This window comes from Pseudomonas antarctica (genome assembly GCF_001647715.1).
Classification (GTDB): Bacteria; Pseudomonadota; Gammaproteobacteria; order Pseudomonadales; family Pseudomonadaceae; genus Aquipseudomonas; species Aquipseudomonas antarctica_A.
The window spans coordinates 4397366-4413119 of record NZ_CP015600.1; the positions used below are offsets into that span (position 1 = coordinate 4397366).

General features: G+C 60.4%; 11 protein-coding genes. 2 read left to right on the top strand and 9 right to left on the bottom strand.

What is annotated here, in order from left to right; all coding sequences use genetic code 11:
- Nucleotides 1–39 precede the first annotated feature (39 nt).
- From A7J50_RS19920 to A7J50_RS19940, 5 genes are all read right to left on the bottom strand, one after another.
- A complete protein-coding gene (locus A7J50_RS19920; protein ID WP_167353735.1) occupies nucleotides 40–1842 on the bottom strand; it encodes an ABC transporter ATP-binding protein in 1803 nt (600 codons plus the stop codon).
- Nucleotides 1843–1852: 10 nt separating this feature from the next.
- Nucleotides 1853–2455, bottom strand: coding sequence for a DsbA family protein (locus A7J50_RS19925; protein WP_208604477.1), 603 nt, complete (start codon nucleotides 2453–2455; stop codon nucleotides 1853–1855).
- 36 nt (nucleotides 2456–2491) lie between these two features.
- Complete coding sequence (locus A7J50_RS19930; protein WP_064453356.1) at nucleotides 2492–3433, bottom strand: rhodanese-related sulfurtransferase; 942 nt, start codon at nucleotides 3431–3433, stop codon at nucleotides 2492–2494.
- 118 nt (nucleotides 3434–3551) lie between these two features.
- Nucleotides 3552–3848: a BolA family protein gene (locus tag A7J50_RS19935; RefSeq protein ID WP_053257204.1), complete on the bottom strand. Its 297-nt coding sequence runs from the start codon at nucleotides 3846–3848 to the stop codon at nucleotides 3552–3554.
- Nucleotides 3849–3854: 6 nt separating this feature from the next.
- On the bottom strand, nucleotides 3855–4373 hold the full coding sequence (locus tag A7J50_RS19940) for a DUF2059 domain-containing protein (RefSeq protein WP_003236690.1): 519 nt from the start codon (nucleotides 4371–4373) through the stop codon (nucleotides 3855–3857).
- Between the two features lie 193 nt (nucleotides 4374–4566).
- On the opposite strand from A7J50_RS19940, the gene A7J50_RS19945 reads away from it, so the two are divergent.
- Both A7J50_RS19945 and A7J50_RS19950 read left to right on the top strand, forming a co-directional pair.
- Nucleotides 4567–5955 carry a class II fumarate hydratase gene (locus tag A7J50_RS19945; RefSeq protein ID WP_064453357.1) on the top strand — a complete coding sequence of 463 codons (1389 nt, stop codon included), beginning with the start codon at nucleotides 4567–4569 and terminating at the stop codon, nucleotides 5953–5955.
- A 104-nt stretch (nucleotides 5956–6059) separates the two neighbouring features.
- Nucleotides 6060–6827: an AcvB/VirJ family lysyl-phosphatidylglycerol hydrolase gene (locus A7J50_RS19950; protein WP_064453358.1), complete on the top strand. Its 768-nt coding sequence runs from the start codon at nucleotides 6060–6062 to the stop codon at nucleotides 6825–6827.
- Here A7J50_RS19950 and A7J50_RS19955 read toward each other — a convergent pair.
- The 4 genes from A7J50_RS19955 to A7J50_RS19970 all read right to left on the bottom strand — a co-directional run bounded on the left by A7J50_RS19955 (nucleotide 6790) and on the right by A7J50_RS19970 (nucleotide 15730).
- Nucleotides 6790–7752, bottom strand: coding sequence for a DMT family transporter (locus A7J50_RS19955; RefSeq protein ID WP_064453359.1), 963 nt, complete (start codon nucleotides 7750–7752; stop codon nucleotides 6790–6792). The genes A7J50_RS19950 and A7J50_RS19955 overlap by 38 nt on opposite strands.
- A 234-nt stretch (nucleotides 7753–7986) precedes the next feature.
- On the bottom strand, nucleotides 7987–9171 hold the full coding sequence (locus A7J50_RS19960) for a thiolase family protein (protein WP_064453360.1): 1185 nt from the start codon (nucleotides 9169–9171) through the stop codon (nucleotides 7987–7989).
- Nucleotides 9172–9262: 91 nt separating this feature from the next.
- Nucleotides 9263–10780, bottom strand: coding sequence for a polyphosphate:AMP phosphotransferase (gene pap / locus A7J50_RS19965; RefSeq protein WP_064453361.1), 1518 nt, complete (start codon nucleotides 10778–10780; stop codon nucleotides 9263–9265).
- Nucleotides 10781–10882: 102 nt separating this feature from the next.
- A complete protein-coding gene (locus A7J50_RS19970) occupies nucleotides 10883–15730 on the bottom strand; it encodes an NEL-type E3 ubiquitin ligase domain-containing protein (protein WP_064453362.1) in 4848 nt (1615 codons plus the stop codon).
- Nucleotides 15731–15754 lie beyond the last annotated feature (24 nt).

Consider the following 15754-nt stretch of genomic DNA (forward strand, 5'->3'; position numbering starts at 1 on the left):
ACGCGAAAATCCAATCCCGATAGCACAGACTAAGCTAAATCAACGCACTTGTTGCAGGTGTCCGTACAACTTGGCGTACAGCCCACCGTCAGCAATCAACTGCTGATGGTCGCCATCTTCGGCGATACGCCCGCCATCGAACACCAGCACCCGGTCAGCCTGCTTAACTGCCGAAAGCCTGTGGGCGATGATCAGTGTAGTACGCCCACTGAGAAACCGCGCCAATGCCTGGTGCAAGTTGTACTCGGTGGCGGCGTCGAGGGCGGAGGTGGCCTCATCCAGAATCACCACCTTCGGTTCGGCCAATACCATCCGGGCGATGGCCAGGCGCTGGCGCTGGCCGCCGGAGAAGCGCACGCCAGAGCGCCCCACTACGCTGTCCAAGCCCAAAGGCAGTGCCTTGACGGTAGCATCCAGCTGCGCAATTTCCAATGCCTGCCAGCAGGCCTGGTCCGTGCGTGTGCGGCCCATGGTCAGGTTGGCGCGCACGGTGTCATTGAACAGCGCCGGGTGTTGCAGCACCACGGCGACGTTCTCGCGAATGGTCGCAAGACCGATTTCCTGCTGGGTTGCACCACCGAAACGAATGCTGCCGGCCTGCGGCGTGTAGAGCCCCAACAGCAGTTGCACCAAGGTACTTTTGCCGCCGCCACTGGCGCCAACGATCGCGACCTTCTCGCCCGGCGCAATGGTCAGGTTCAACTGGTCGAGCACCAAGTCTTCGCCGTAGCCGAAGTTGAGCCCGCGCACCTCGATACCAACGGTCTCATGCCCGGTGAACGGGTCTTCGCCCCCGGCATATTGCGGCTCATCGGCACGCGCCAGCAGCTCGTTGATCCGCGTCAGCGCGCCGCCGGCCGCGTAGTAGGCATATTGCAGGTTCAGCAGTTGCTCCACTGGGCCGATCATGAACCACAGGTAGCTGAACACCGCGAGCATCTGACCGATGGACAGGTCGGAAAACAACACGGTGAGCATCGCCGCCGCGCGAAAGATATCGATACCGAACTGGAACAACAGGCCACTGGCACGGCTGGAGGCGTCGGTTTTCCATTGGGAATGAATGGCGTAGTCGCGCACTTCCTGGGCACGCTGGCCAAGGCGCCCAAGGAAAAACCCCTGGCGATTGCCGGCACGCACTTCCTGGATGGCGTCGAGGGTTTCGGTCAGGGCCTGGGTGAAGCGCGAAGTGCTGTCGTTCTCAAGCTTCTTCAAGTGTTTGACGCGCTTGCCCAGCTGTACCGTGGCGTAGATCACCAACGGGTTGAACAGCAGGATCAGCAACGCCAATTGCCAGTGCATCCACACCAGGATTGCCGAGGTGCCGACCAAAGTCAGCATGGCCACCAGGAAACGGCTGAGGGTTTCGCCGATAAACTTATCCAGCGTATCCAGGTCCGTGACCAGGTGCGTGGTGACTGTGCCGCTGCCCAGGCTCTCGTATTCGCCGAGGGAAATACGCTTGAGGCGTTCAATCAGGCGCACGCGGATGCGATAGACAATGTCCTTGGCCAGCCGCGCAAACAGCCGCGCCTGCACGACGTTGAACACCAACGCGCCGCAACGCAAACACAGGGTCACCAGCAGCATCAGGCCGATATACCCGGCGGCCTTCTGCCAACCCAGGGGCAATGCGTTATTCATCACTTTGAGCGCGGCGTCGCCGTGGCCCAGCAGCACTTCGTCTACCAGCAAGGGCAACAGCAAAGGGATGGGCACGCTGCACAGGGTCGCCAGCACGGCAACACCGTTGGCGATCCACAGGGATTTCTTGTGACGCAGGGCCAGGCGGCGAATTTCCGCCCAGGTCAGGCGATCTGTGCGTTTGGTCGGTTCGGAAATGTCGGGCTGATCATACACAGGTGGCTCGCTCCAACCAGCGGGCAAGCAACGGCGACAGCTCGGACAGCGGCTGGTAGCCGTTGGTCAGCAAAGCCAACTGGCCATTACGTTCGGCCAGCAAGGTCGGGAAACCGGCAATCCCCAAATCCTGCACCCAGGTGAAATCGGCGGCCGTCGCGGCGTGCTGCTCGGCACGGTCGAAGGCACCGGCAAACTCGATACGCGGTATGCCGGCTTCTTCAGCCAGCTCTACCAACACGCTGGCGAGGGTCACGTCCCGGCCTTCGACATAAAACGCGCGCTGGATCAACCCCAGCAACGTCCAGGCGCAGTCCGGCGCCAGGCTGCGTGCAGTGACGATGGCGCGGCACGCCGGCTCTGTGTCGTAGACGAAACCGTCGGGCAATGCACCTTCACGCTTGAACGGCTGGCCGGTGGCCTCGGTGACTGCCTGCCAATGCTCCAGAATGTAGCGCCGGGTCGTTGGCTCCAACGCCGCGCCACTGCCGGTGCGCAAACCGCCCACCACCAGGTGCAGCTCCACGCCGGCCGCCTGGGCCTGCTCAACCAGCGCCTGCGCCACCGGGGCAAAGCCCCAGCACCAGGAACACATCGGGTCCATCACATAGAGCAGGCGCGCGGGCATGGGTCAGGCCTCGGAGGGGGTTTGCTTGTAGTTGAAGCCAATCGGGTGCGGCAAATTGCGGGCCTTGGCCAGCTCGATCTGCTTTTGCCGGTCAATCGCGCTGCGGCGGGTCTTCTCCGGCAGCTTATCCCAGCAATGCGGGCAACTGATGCCAGCCACATAATGCTCGGACGCGCGGTCTTCTACGCTCACCGGTGTACGGCAGGCATGACATTGATCGTAGTCGCCTTCGCTCAAGTCGTGGCGCACGGTGACGCGATTGTCGAACACAAAACAGTCGCCCTGCCATTTGGTCTCTGCCTGCGGCACCTCTTCGAGGTACTTCAGGATGCCACCCTTGAGGTGGTAGACCTCATCGAAGCCTTCGCTGAGCATAAAGCTGGAAGCCTTCTCGCAACGAATGCCGCCGGTGCAGAACATCGCGACTTTCTTGTGCCTGGCCGGGTCGAAGTTGGCTTTGATGTAGTCGGGGAATTCGCGAAAACTGGTGGTCTTCGGGTCGATCGCGCCTTCAAACGTGCCGATGGACACTTCGTAGTCGTTGCGCGTGTCGATCAACAGCACTTCCGGGTCGCTGATCAGTGCGTTCCAGTCTTGTGGGTTGACGTAGGTGCCGACCTTTTTATTCGGGTCGACGCCTTCGACGCCCAGGGTCACGATCTCTTTCTTGAGCTTGACCTTGGTGCGGTAGAACGGCTGGTCGTCGCAGTACGACTCTTTGTGATCGATGTCGACCATGCGTGGGTCGTTCTTCAGCCAGGCCATCAGGCCATCAATGCCTTCGCGGCTGCCGGAAACGGTGCCGTTGATGCCTTCTTCGGCGATCAGCAAGGTGCCCTTGATGCCGTTGTCGACCATTGCCTGCAGCAGGGGCTCGCGCAGGGCGACGTAATCTTCGAGAGTGACGAACTTATACAGTGCCGCCACGACAATCGGTTGGGTCATGGGTGTTCTCTCCAGGTGGCTACCCTCGTAAGGGGTGAACCGGATGCAAAAAAAACGCGCCGGCTAAGCGGCGCGTTGCGGATTCTAGCAAATGCGAGGTGTCAGAGACACCCGTGCGTCAGCTATGCCCGCCGGCGCAGGTCGGCGAGGCCGGGGCTGCGTCGATTTTCGCCCATTCTTCGGGCGTGTAGGTATGCAGCGCCAGCGCATGAAATTCGCTCATCAGGTCACCCAGGGTGGCATAGACCGTCTGGTGGCGCTTGACGCGGTTAAGCCCCTCGAACTGCTGGCTGACCAGCACGGCCTTGAAGTGGGTCTGCAACCCACGGCTGTGCATGTGGCTTTCATCCAGCACGCTCAAGTGTTGCGGGCTCAGGGCGGCGAGCGCCGTTTCGATACGCTGTTGCATGGTCATTCCTGCTTACTTCTTCTTGGCCGGTGCGGCGGCTTTAGGCGTCAGCTCGTTGGTCATGTCTTCCAACAGCTTGTTCACCACCGGTACGGCGCTTTCCAGTTTGGCCTGGGTCATCTGGGCCGATTGCTGGGTCAGTTGCGGCATTTTTTCCAGGACTTTCTTGCCCAGTGGGGACTGGTAGAACGCAACCAGGTCCTTGAGCTCGGATTCGCTGAAGTTGGTGGTGTAGAGCTTGACCATGTCCGGCTTCAGCTTCGGCCAGCCAATGGCTTGGTCCAGAGCAGCGTTGGCCTTGGCCTGGTAGCTGTCCAGTACGGACTGCTTGGCGGCAGGCGCCTTGGTCTGTTCGAAACGCTGGGCGAACATTTGCTGCACTTGCATGTACACCGGGGTACCCAGCTTGTCAGCGTGGGCCAGGGTAAGGAAGGCTTCGGCACTGGCGTTATGGCTGGCGGTATCGGCAAACACTTGGCCGCTGGCGCAAACCAGAGCAACCGCGGTACAGATGGCACGAAGACGAGTCATCGAGTTTCCTTTTCTAGCAGGCGAGGTAAGACCCCAAGGGCGACCATTCTGCGCCTAAAAAACCTTGCGGCTCAACCCCGGGCCTTGTTCGGCCGGGATTTGCGGGACTTGCATCCGATGAAAAGTCTTTTATGGAACCCCACGGGCCCATCACGGCCTAAACTGCGCAAACGAACCTGAAGGAGTGTGCCCGATGAGCCGTATCGAAACCGACAGCCTGGGAGACGTTCAAGTCCCGGATGACGCTTACTGGGGCGCGCAGACCCAACGTTCACTGGTGAATTTCGCCATCGGCGAGCAACGCATGCCCCTGGCGGTACTGCACGCCCTGGCGCTGATCAAGAAAGCCGCCGCCCGGGTCAACGACCGCAATGGCGACCTCCCCGCCGACATCGCCCGCCTGATCGAACAGGCTGCCGATGAAGTGCTCGACGGCCAGCATGACGACCAATTCCCCCTGGTGGTCTGGCAGACCGGCAGCGGCACCCAAAGCAATATGAACGCCAATGAAGTCATCGCCGGCCGTGCCAACGAGCTGTCGGGCAAACCCCGTGGCGGCAAGAGCCCGGTGCACCCCAACGATCACGTCAACCGCTCCCAGAGCTCCAACGACTGCTTTCCCACCGCCATGAGCATCGCGGCCGTGCAAGCCGTGACCAAGCAACTGCTGCCGGCGATCACTTATCTGTCCGGTGGCCTGGCGGAACTGTCGGCACGGCATATGAAGCTGGTGAAGACCGGCCGCACTCACATGATGGACGCCACGCCCATCACCTTCGGCCAGGAACTCTCGGCGTTTATCGCCCAACTGGATTACGCCGAACGCGCGATCCGCAGCGCCCTGCCCCCGGTGTGCGAACTGGCCCAGGGCGGCACCGCCGTCGGCACCGGGCTCAATTCGCCCCATGGTTTTGGCGAAGCGATTGCTGCTGAATTGGCAGCCCTGTCGGGGTTGCCGTTTGTCACCGCGCCGAATAAATTCGCCGCCCTCTCGGGCCATGAGCCGCTGGTGACCCTGCACGGCGCGCTGAAAACCCTGGCGGTGGCCTTGATGAAAATCGCCAATGACCTGCGCCTGCTGGGCTCCGGCCCGCGTGCCGGGCTGGCGGAAGTCAAGTTGCCGGCCAACGAGCCAGGCAGCTCGATCATGCCCGGCAAGGTCAACCCTACCCAATGTGAAGCGCTGTCGATGCTGGCCTGCCAGGTGCTGGGCAACGACGTGACCATCGGCATTGCCGCCAGCCAGGGGCACTTGCAGTTGAACGTGTACAAACCCGTGATCATCCACAACTTGCTGGAGTCGATCCGCCTGCTGGCCGATGGCTGCAATAATTTCCAGGAGCATTGCGTGGCAGGCCTGGAGCCCGACGCCGGGAAAATGGCCGAGCACCTGGAGCGCGGGCTGATGCTGGTGACGGCGCTCAACCCGCATATCGGCTACGACAAGTCGGCGCAGATCGCCAAGAAGGCTTACGCCGAAGGGCTGACGCTAAGGGAAGCCGCACTGGACCTCGGCTACCTGACCGACGCAGAGTTCGATCAGTGGGTTCGCCCGGAAAACATGCTCGAAGCCGGGCACTAGTACGTCGTCGAAACCATCCGCGTCTACTGTCAGTTGTCACAGTTACGTGCGCCCGTCCTCCAGAGGTTCAATGCATAACAAACCTCTGGACGGACGATCATCGCATGAAGCGAAGCAGCCTGTTTATCCTCTTCATGGTGACAGGGCTTATGGGGCTGGCAGCCTGGTACCCGGCCGACAGCTCCGCGTTGCGGGCGTTTCCCGTTATTCTGCCGCCCCCCTCGACAGCACCCGCCATGAACGAGCTTGTCATCTTCTACTCCGGTGACGGCGGCTGGGCACCCTTGGAGCAGGCCATCAGCCACAACCTTAACGAACGTGGCTACGGCGTGTTGGGCATCAGTACACTGGCGTATTTCTGGCATGAACAACCCGTGGCAGACTCGGCCGCACAGTTGGACGCCCTTATCACGGTTTACCGCAAGGAATGGGGTGCGCCCAAGATCTGGTTAATTGGCTTTTCTTTCGGGGCCAATGTCCTGCCATCACTCATCAACCAGCTTAAACCCGAGAACCGTGTGCGCATCTCGCAACTGACATTGCTGGAGCCTACCCAGGATGTGTTCCTGGAGATCGAACTGGAACACTACATCACCGTGGGCTGGCTCAACCGGATCACCCAGGCCTACCGGCATCTGCGCGAGCCGGTTACCCACCACGACCCATTACCGGCACTGTTTCAATTGAAAGGGCTGATGCCTGTTACCTGCTTGCATACCTCCGAAAATAGCACTGGGTTATGCCGTCAGCCCTCGCTTCCCGAGTGGGTAAGCGCAGCAGAAATCCCCGGCACTCACTCTTTCAATGGGGACTTCACCCACTTGACTCGACGCCTTATCGAGCTACACCCAACCGCAGCCGCCGGGCCTTGAGCCCGGCGAGCAATGACGGCGCCAAGGCAACCATCGCCGAGCCCAGCACGACCACCAACGCCCCGGCATAACCGATGGCGTTGATCTCTTCGGCCTGCACAAAGTCCGGCCATAGCCACGCCGCCAGCGCCACGGCCACAAAGGTCACCAACGGCGTCAGCGCCAGGGTCGCACTGACCCGCGAGGCTTCCCAGTGCGCCAGCGCCTCGGCAAACGCCCCATAAGCCACCAGCGTATTCATGCAACACGCCAGCAACAGCCAGCCTTGCAACGGGCTCAGTTGCAGCGCCTCCAGCGGATGTGCCCACGGCGTGAGCAGCACGGCGCACGACAGGTAGATCACCATCATCACTTGCAGCGAGTTCCACACCGTCAGCAACTGCTTCTGGCCCAGGGCATAGAACACCCAGATAGTGGTGGCGAGCAGGATCGTCAGCACACCGGCCGTGTAAGTTCCCAGCGACGTCAACAGTTCCACCAGACGCTGATTGAAGAACAAGCCGAAGCCGATGATCAACACCACCAGGCCCATGCCCTGTCCCAGGCTGAAGCGCTCCTTGAACACAAATACACTGGCGACCATCAGAAAGATCGGGCCCATCTGCACGACCAATTGTGCGGTGCCGGGGCTGAGCATTTTCAGGCCGACCAGGTACAGCACATAGTTGCCCACCAGGCCACACACGGCCATGGCTACCAGCCAGCCGCCCTTGGGGCCGAGCACTTTGCGGCTAGGCAGGCGCCTGGTCGCGGCGAGGTAGAGGAACAGGCAGCCGCCGGCAACGGTCAGGCGAAACCAGGTGACGGTGATCGGGTCCATCACCTGCAGCACCTGCTTGAGCTTGATCGGCAGAATGCCCCAAAGAAACGCGGTCAGCAGGGTCAAGCCAAAGCCATAGACCCAGCGGCCGGAAGAGATGTGCATGAGTGCCCCGAATGCCTGAGGAAGTGGAACAGCCATTCTAGGGGGACCAAGGGGTGCCTTGGCGAGCGATATTTTCCAGCACACACAAATCAAAGCTAGGGCGTGTGTGGGAGCTGGCTTGCCTGCGATTGCATCACTGCGGTGTGACTGACACACCGCAGTGCCTGCATCGCGGGCAAGCCCGGCTCCCACATAAGCCAGCGCCCACGTTGATCCAGTATTCCCAATAAAAACCTAGCGCACGGCTTCGAATAATCCGGTAGCGCCCATACCGCCGCCCACGCACATGGTGACGATGCCGTAACGCAGGTTGCGCCGCTGCAGCTCCCGCACCAAATGCCCGACTTGTCGCGAGCCGGTCATGCCAAACGGGTGCCCGATGGAAATCGAACCGCCGTTGACGTTGTACCGGGCATTGTCGATTTCCAGGCGGTTGCGCGCGTACAAGCACTGGGACGCAAACGCTTCGTTGAGTTCCCACAGGTCGATATCCGCCACCTGCAAGCCCTTGGCCTTGAGCAGCTTGGGCACCGAAAACACCGGGCCGATGCCCATCTCGTCAGGCGCACAACCGGCCACGGTAAAGCCTCGGAAAAACGCCTTGGGCTTGAGCCCCAGCTCGAGGGCTTTTTCCAGGCTCATCACCAGTGTCATAGAGGCGCCATCGGAGAGCTGCGAGGAGTTGCCCGCCGTCACCGAACCGTCTTCGGCAAACACCGGCTTCAACCCGCTGAGGCTGGCCAGGGTGGTGTCAGGGCGGTTGCAGTCGTCGCGCTCAACCACACCCTCCAGCACCTGCACCTCGCCGGTGTGCTTGTCCTCGACCCTGTACTTGACCGCCATCGGCACAATTTCATCGTCGAACAAACCGTCGGCCTGAGCCTGGGCAGTGCGCTGCTGGCTTTGCAAGGCGTACAGGTCCTGGTCTTCGCGGCTCACGTGATAGCGGCGGGCAACGATTTCGGCGGTCTGGCCCATGGGGAAGTAGATGCCCGGCACCTGCTCTTTAAGCAGCGGGTTGATCAGGTTGTCGGTATTCACGCTTTTCAGGGTCAGGCTGATGGACTCGACGCCCCCGGCGATGATGATGTCGCTGCAGCCCGACGCGATCTGGTTGGCGGCAATCGCGATCGCTTGCAAGCCCGAGGAGCAGAAGCGGTTGAGGGTCATGCCGGCCGTACCGGTGCCCAGTTGCGAGAGCACCGCCACATTGCGCCCGATGTTGTAACCCTGGGCGCCTTCGTTGGAGCCGGCGCCGACAATGCAGTCCTCGACAGTCGCCGGGTCGATACCATTGCGGGTCAGCAGCGCATTCACACAATGGGCCGCCATGTCATCGGGGCGGGTCTGGTTGAACTTGCCACGAAAGGATTTGGCCAGGCCGGTTCGCACGCTGTCGACGATCACTACTTCACGCATGGGCTACCTCGATCTTGTCGTTGTTGGGAGATGGATCGAGGATAGATCCAGGCCCTCCCAACCGCGACGATCATTCACCCCATAGATAGGCCTACTTCTTCTTGCCTTTCTTGTCGTGCTTGTCGGACTTGGCGAACGCCTCTTCCAACGCGAGGTTGATGGTGCGCAGCACCTTGACCCGCGCCCAGCGTTTGTCATTGGCTTCCACCAGGGTCCATGGCGCAACTTCGGTACTGGTGCGGTCGACCATGTCGCCCACGGCGGCGCGGTAGTCATCCCACTTGTCGCGGTTACGCCAGTCGTCTTCGGTAATCTTGAAGCGCTTGAACGGGATTTCCTCGCGGGCCTGGAAACGCTCCAACTGGGTCTGCTTGTCGATGGCCAGCCAGAACTTGACCACGATCACACCCGCATCGCGCAGTTGCTCTTCAAAGTCATTGATCTCGCCGTAGGCTCGCATCCAGTCCGCCGGAGTGCAGAAGCCTTCGACGCGTTCCACCAGGACGCGGCCGTACCACGAACGGTCAAACACCGTGAACATGCCGCGCGCCGGGATCTTTTGCCAGAACCGCCACAGGTAAGGCTGGGCGCGCTCGTCTTCACTCGGCGCAGCTATCGGCACGATATGGTACTGGCGCGGGTCCAGCGCCGCCGCGACACGCCGGATTGCCCCGCCCTTGCCCGCCGCGTCATTGCCTTCGAATACGGTGACCAGCGCGTGTTTGCGCATGCGCTTATCGCGCATCAGCCCGGAGAAGCGTGCCTGTTCGGTGATCAGTTGTTCTTCGTAATCGTCCTTTTCCAGGCGCAAGGTCATGTCGAGGCTGTCCAGCAGGCTCTTGTGATCCACCGACGCCAGCAACGGCGCGGGGTTCATGCCGCTGGCCTTGCCTTTGGTCTGCTTCAAGGCGTTTTGCAGGCCCTCCAGCAGAATGTTGCCCACAGTGAGGCTGCGGTAATGCGCGTCGACCCCTTCAATCACATGCCACGGCGCGTAGTCACGACTGGTGCGGCGCAGGATGCGCTCACCAAAATGCACAAACTTGTCGTAGGTCTTGGACTGCTGCCAGTCCAGCGGGCTGATGCGCCAGCTGTGCAGCGGGTCGTCGGCCAGCGCCTTGAGCCGCGCCTTCATTTGCTTCTTGGACAGGTGGAACCAGAACTTGAAGATCAGCGCGCCTTCGTCGCAGAACATCTTCTCCAGGCGTTCGGCACCGGCGATAGCCTGGTCCAGGCGGGCATCCTTGATGTCACCGTGCACCCGGCCTTGCAGCATCTGGCTGTACCAGTTGCCAAAAAAGATGCCCATGCGGCCTTTGGCAGGCAGTTGCCGCCAGTAACGCCACGCCGGCGGGCGCGCCAGTTCTTCGTCGGTCTGCTGGTCGAAGGTGCGCACCTCGATCAGGCGTGGGTCCATCCATTCATTGAGCAGCTTGACGGTCTCGCCCTTGCCGGCCCCTTCGATGCCGTTGATCAGGATGATCACCGGGAAGCGCTTCTGCTGTTGCAGCTCGTACTGCACCTCCAGCAAGGCTTCGCGCAAGGCCGGCACTTCGGCGTCATAGGTGTCTTTGTCGATGGCGTGACCGATTTCGGCGGATTCGAACATGGGCAGCTCCGTTTCAAGATGGCTCAAGACTAGCGGATTGGGCAGCACGCCGGTCAAGGAATTCCTACCGGCTTGCCGTGGATCAATCAGCGGGGCCGATGGCTAATTCCCGGGAACATGGCAAATGCCCAGGTCCTGCTGTTTCAACATCTGCTGTGTCAGGCGCTCCACTACGTCAGTGATTGCCTGCCCGCGAGGCGATCGCAGGGCTTCCATTTGCTTGAGGTACTCGCCGTCGGTGAGGTTCTGGCTGTTCTCGAAGAGTGTTTGTTGCTGCGCATCAAAGGGCGCCGTCGCGGACTGGAATGCCCCGGGAAATTGCTGTTCCAGGTGGATTCGCCAGAACGCCAATTGGGTAATAAAGCGCAAGAATGCGGGGGACAACTCTGCCGTGCGCACTTGGGACTGCGCCACCTCCAGCCCATCGCTGGTCACATTGGCAAAAAATGCAAAATTCATGTGCTTGGGCTGCCCCGGTAGTTCCAGGGCCTGGGCCAACCCGACCCGGAATGCCAGGCTGACTTCCAGGGGGTCCAGGGAGAAGTGCTCGACAGCGTAAGTCGCGGCAATCTTTTCCAGTTCACTGAGGCGAAACAAACCACGGCCCAGGTTCAACAACGCGCCGGAGTTGCTGTGTGAGCGACCGGCCTGAAGAGTCGCTTTCTCGACCTCCTTCAAGACCTCTATCTGACTGAATATCTGTGCCGTCCCATCTGAACAGTTCGTCGGATGAGCCGCCAGTTGAAACACCCGCTCGCGCAGCCCGACGCTGTCATGGGTCGCCTGCAACACCTCCCAGACGCGCCGGGTCAAGTCCTCGCGCACGTATTGACTGTCCGCAGTCCCGGTCAATTGAGCCAGCAACTCGAACAACGGTGTCGATTCCGGATCATCGCGCAGGTTGGCCCAAACCGTACGCTTGTGAATATCCCGGGTGGCCGTTTCCTGCGGCAACCATAATGCCCTGGCCCTCAACTCGGTCCTGCGTGGTTGATCGTCCCTCACGTAGCCCATGCCAATACCGACATCGTCGCGATAACGAAGGAGTGCCGTTACCGTCGAACTGGATAACGGGTTACCGCCCAGGTTAATCGACTGACTGAAACTACGCGGCGTCGCAAACAACCACTCGGGCAACACGGTAATCGCGTTGTCGCGCAAATCCATTTGCTCAAGCCGGGCCAGCCGCCCCAGACCTACGGGCAGGTCGGTGATTTTTGTGTCCTGCAATAACAGCGTATGCAAGTCACGCATCTTGCCGATATCCACCAGTTTTTCCAGCGGGTTATGGCTCAGGTCCAGCAGGCGCAACGCACTCAGGTCCGCCAGTTTCAGCCGCGTGTAGTCAGTCAGCGCCAACCGGTTATGGGGCATCGACAAACTCTCAAGTTCAAACATGCGTGAGAGCACTTCCGGTAACCGGGTCAGGTGGTTTCGGTCCAGGTCCAGACGCCTCAGCCCCTTGAAACACTTCAGGAAATAAGCGACGTCATCACCCAGCTGCATATTTTTGAGTGACAACTGTTGGACATGGTCGAAACGAATCTCGGCCGGCAGCGTCGGCAACGAACCAATGCGCATCCCGTCCAGGTTCAAACTGGCGACGGAGGTCTGGTGCTCGTCCAGAGCAAAGCTTTGACGCCGCCAACAGGCTTCAATGCGCTCTGCCACCTGCTGGCGGCTAATACGAATGTCACTCAGGCCCGGCTGTTTCTCCAGGTCCTGGACATCGTTCTTCCAATGCTTGAGCAGCGCTCGCAGATGCCCCAGCTCGGCCTTCAAACGCTTTACCGCCCTGGCCCGCGAAAGAGGCTCAGCGCCCAGCGACATCAGCAGTGAAGACACTTGTGCGTCACTGAACAAGGGGTACAAGCGCTTCACCTTACGCACCAGCGCGCGCGGATGCACCAACGGCCCCGTCGGCGAATCGGCCATTTCACAGGGAACCCCCTCTGCCAGAGGTTCACTGACCCTGCTGGAAAACGCCTCGCCAGCCAGCTCCCGCTCCCCCTTGGCCTGCGAGCCGCTCATGTAGCGCAGGCGCCAAATGTTACTGGGCTCCGTCAGAGGTAATCCCAGTGCTACTCGCTGGCTGGCCGTCAGCGCTGAATCGATCGCCTCGAACAGTCCGTCCGGTCCGGCATAAGGCCCACCGAGGCTCAGGCCATGGTCATCAAACGCTTCGAACCCGGCGTTCGACCTGACCACTGCGCGCCGCACCCCAGCCCCGTTGAACGCGCCCAAGGCCAATAAGTCGCCCTGTGGCGAATCCTGGCGCAACTCGAGGCGCAGCGCCCTGCCCCACCCGGCCACGCGCGGCATGACTCGAACCGCGACCCGCGCGGTATCGAGGCTGGCCAATTCTGGCTGATCAAACCCCATCAAGGCGCGGTCCAGACGTTGTTCCCCAAGGGCACGCTGCACTGACTCGGCCAATGCCATGGGAATTCGTTGGTTATCGCGCAGGGACTCACGCTGCACGGTTGATGTCTCGGCCATCAATTCGCGCATCAACGTGCAGGGCAATTGGGGATAGGTGCGCCTGAGCAACGCCCATTCGGGTGGTACGGGTCCGTCATAAGACTGATACAACTGCTCAAACAACGGCTTGCGATCGGCCTTCAGATACGCGAGCAACTGACGCTCCAGAACAGCGTGCTCCTGATCGGCCGCAATGCCCTCTCCCAGCAGGCCAGTCTTCTGTGCCTCATCCAACCCGGACAACAGCGCATCAAACACTTTCCCGTCACTGAGCATCTGCTCGGTGACCGTCAAACGCTGGCCTGCAGCGTTAACCGTTGCGCTGGCGGGGTAGCGTGCCTTGACGTTGCGCCGGGCATCCAGCACCTCAAAATAGCGTCCCACGGGCCAACCTTTTAACAGGGGCAAGGCGTGCATCTGCAAGCTCGAGTTTTCGACGCTGGGGGAGGCACCGCTTTCCAACTGCCAGATAAAATCGCGAATGGACTGATCCAGCTTGAAACGCTCGTACAGATCGCGAAAACGTGCGGGAAAGGGCAAGCACTCCTGCGCCTGATAAACGCCCCAATCATGGGGCTTATCCATAATGGCCTTGATCTGTACAAGTTTGCCGGGATGGAGCGAGGAACCTGGACCTGTCGGCTTCAAGCGTGAAAAGAGATACTCCTGAGCCTCCCACTCGTCAGGCTTTTCGAACGCAAAACGCCAACATCCTTCGCCGTTATGCAGCAATTGCGGGCGATAAGCCGTGTGCCGCGACAGGTGACTGGCCCGCCATTGATCCAGTTTCGAGTCGAACGAAACCCGATGGACACGATCATTGACCTTGACGTAGGAATGACCACCCACGTTGTAGATTCCCGAATCATCCGCGACTTCGTCGTCGACAACGCTCTGATCATGGACGTACGGCGTGATATCCGGGCGCCACAGCCGCAGGTTGCCATCCGTGGGGCGTACCACTTCAAACTTGCTAAAGAAACTATCCAGGTTAAGACCGCTACGGCTCATTGCCGAACCGACAACCTTGCTGCCTGCCGCGAACACCACCATCGAGGTGATATTTTCCGCTACCACCGCCAACTGCTTGAACGCCTCTTCCTTGTCACCACGGCGCCAGTCTTCAATGCCCTCATAGAGTTCACCGAGCATCTGGCCCACCGCCACGCCGGTCATCAATAGCCCCAACTCGGGGACGACCAACCCGGCGAGGTTGAGCACCGTCAACCCGGCGTCCAAATACGCCTGCAAGCGCTGCTCGCGAACCTCCTCATCCACATCGGCCACCGGCACCGCCAGGGTCCGCGCGTCGGCTTGCAGCTTTGCTGCGTAGGTATCAAAAAAATGCCTCGCGAGGCTGACCGTAAGCAGGTTGGCGTCCAGCATCCCCAGGGTACGGGCTTGATCAAAACGGCTGAAGAACCCGACCCGGTCGCCCTGGCTCAGGTACCGGGTAAAGAAGGCCCGATACGCGGCCACTTCAAGCTTGCCCTTGAGGTAGACCTGAAAGTCATCCAGCGAGGAATACTCAAAAAATGGCCGTTCCGGCTCATTGGGCATGTAAACCACACAGGGTTCCTGCGGGTATTGCGCAATCGACCGGCTGGAAAACACCAGGATGCTCCACAGGCAGCCGCCCTGTGTGTTCAGCCCTTGCCAAGTGACCGGCCGCCCTTGAAACACCACCCCTGCGGCCTGAGCCTGGGACGGTGTCAGCTGGCGGTCCAGCAGCGTGCACACCATCTTGTAGGTGTCCTGTGAAATATCTCCCCGCATCAAGGCAATGTGAGAGTCGATTTTCACGTCCAGGGTTTTCATCCGGCCGATATCGCTCGCAACAGCATTGACGTAGGGCTTATCGCTTGTGAGGTTACTGTCCAGTTTGAGCACTTCACTGAGGTGCTGCTGATACAAGCGGCCAAGGTCCAGGGCACGACAGCCTTGGGCAAACTCGAGGGGCGTAATGCCCATCACCCCACGAGCGCCGGACCCCGACTGCAACAGCGAGCCGGCCGGAAAGTATTGCGCCCGAGCCTCATCCTCGGAGAAATTCTGCATCGCCACCTGCAGCAGGCTGTCCTGCACCAGCCTCACGGTTTTCACGTACTTCAATGGCAAGACTTCTTTCTCGTATTCGTTGACCGCACGAATAAAAAGATCTTTTTTCGGTTCCACGGTCAGTTGCCATCGTGTCAGGCAATAGTCCTTGAGCCGCTCATTGCAAAACTCATCCAGCGCCCGCAATGGCTTCAAGCACTCGGCGACGGTTGCCTGGGCATCTGCCACCCGTGCGGCATCTCGGGTCAGTGCATCCAACACACCCGGCGGCGCGTTGACCATCCAGCCCGGCAGCTTCTTTTGCAGTACCTGGGCCTTGTCCAGATCACCCGTCATTTCCAGTAAGGCCGCTTGCAACTGGCTCTGGGTCAACTGGTTCAGCTTGTTGTTCAAATCATCCTGGGTGCGCATCAGCAATATCCTTTATTGCCTATA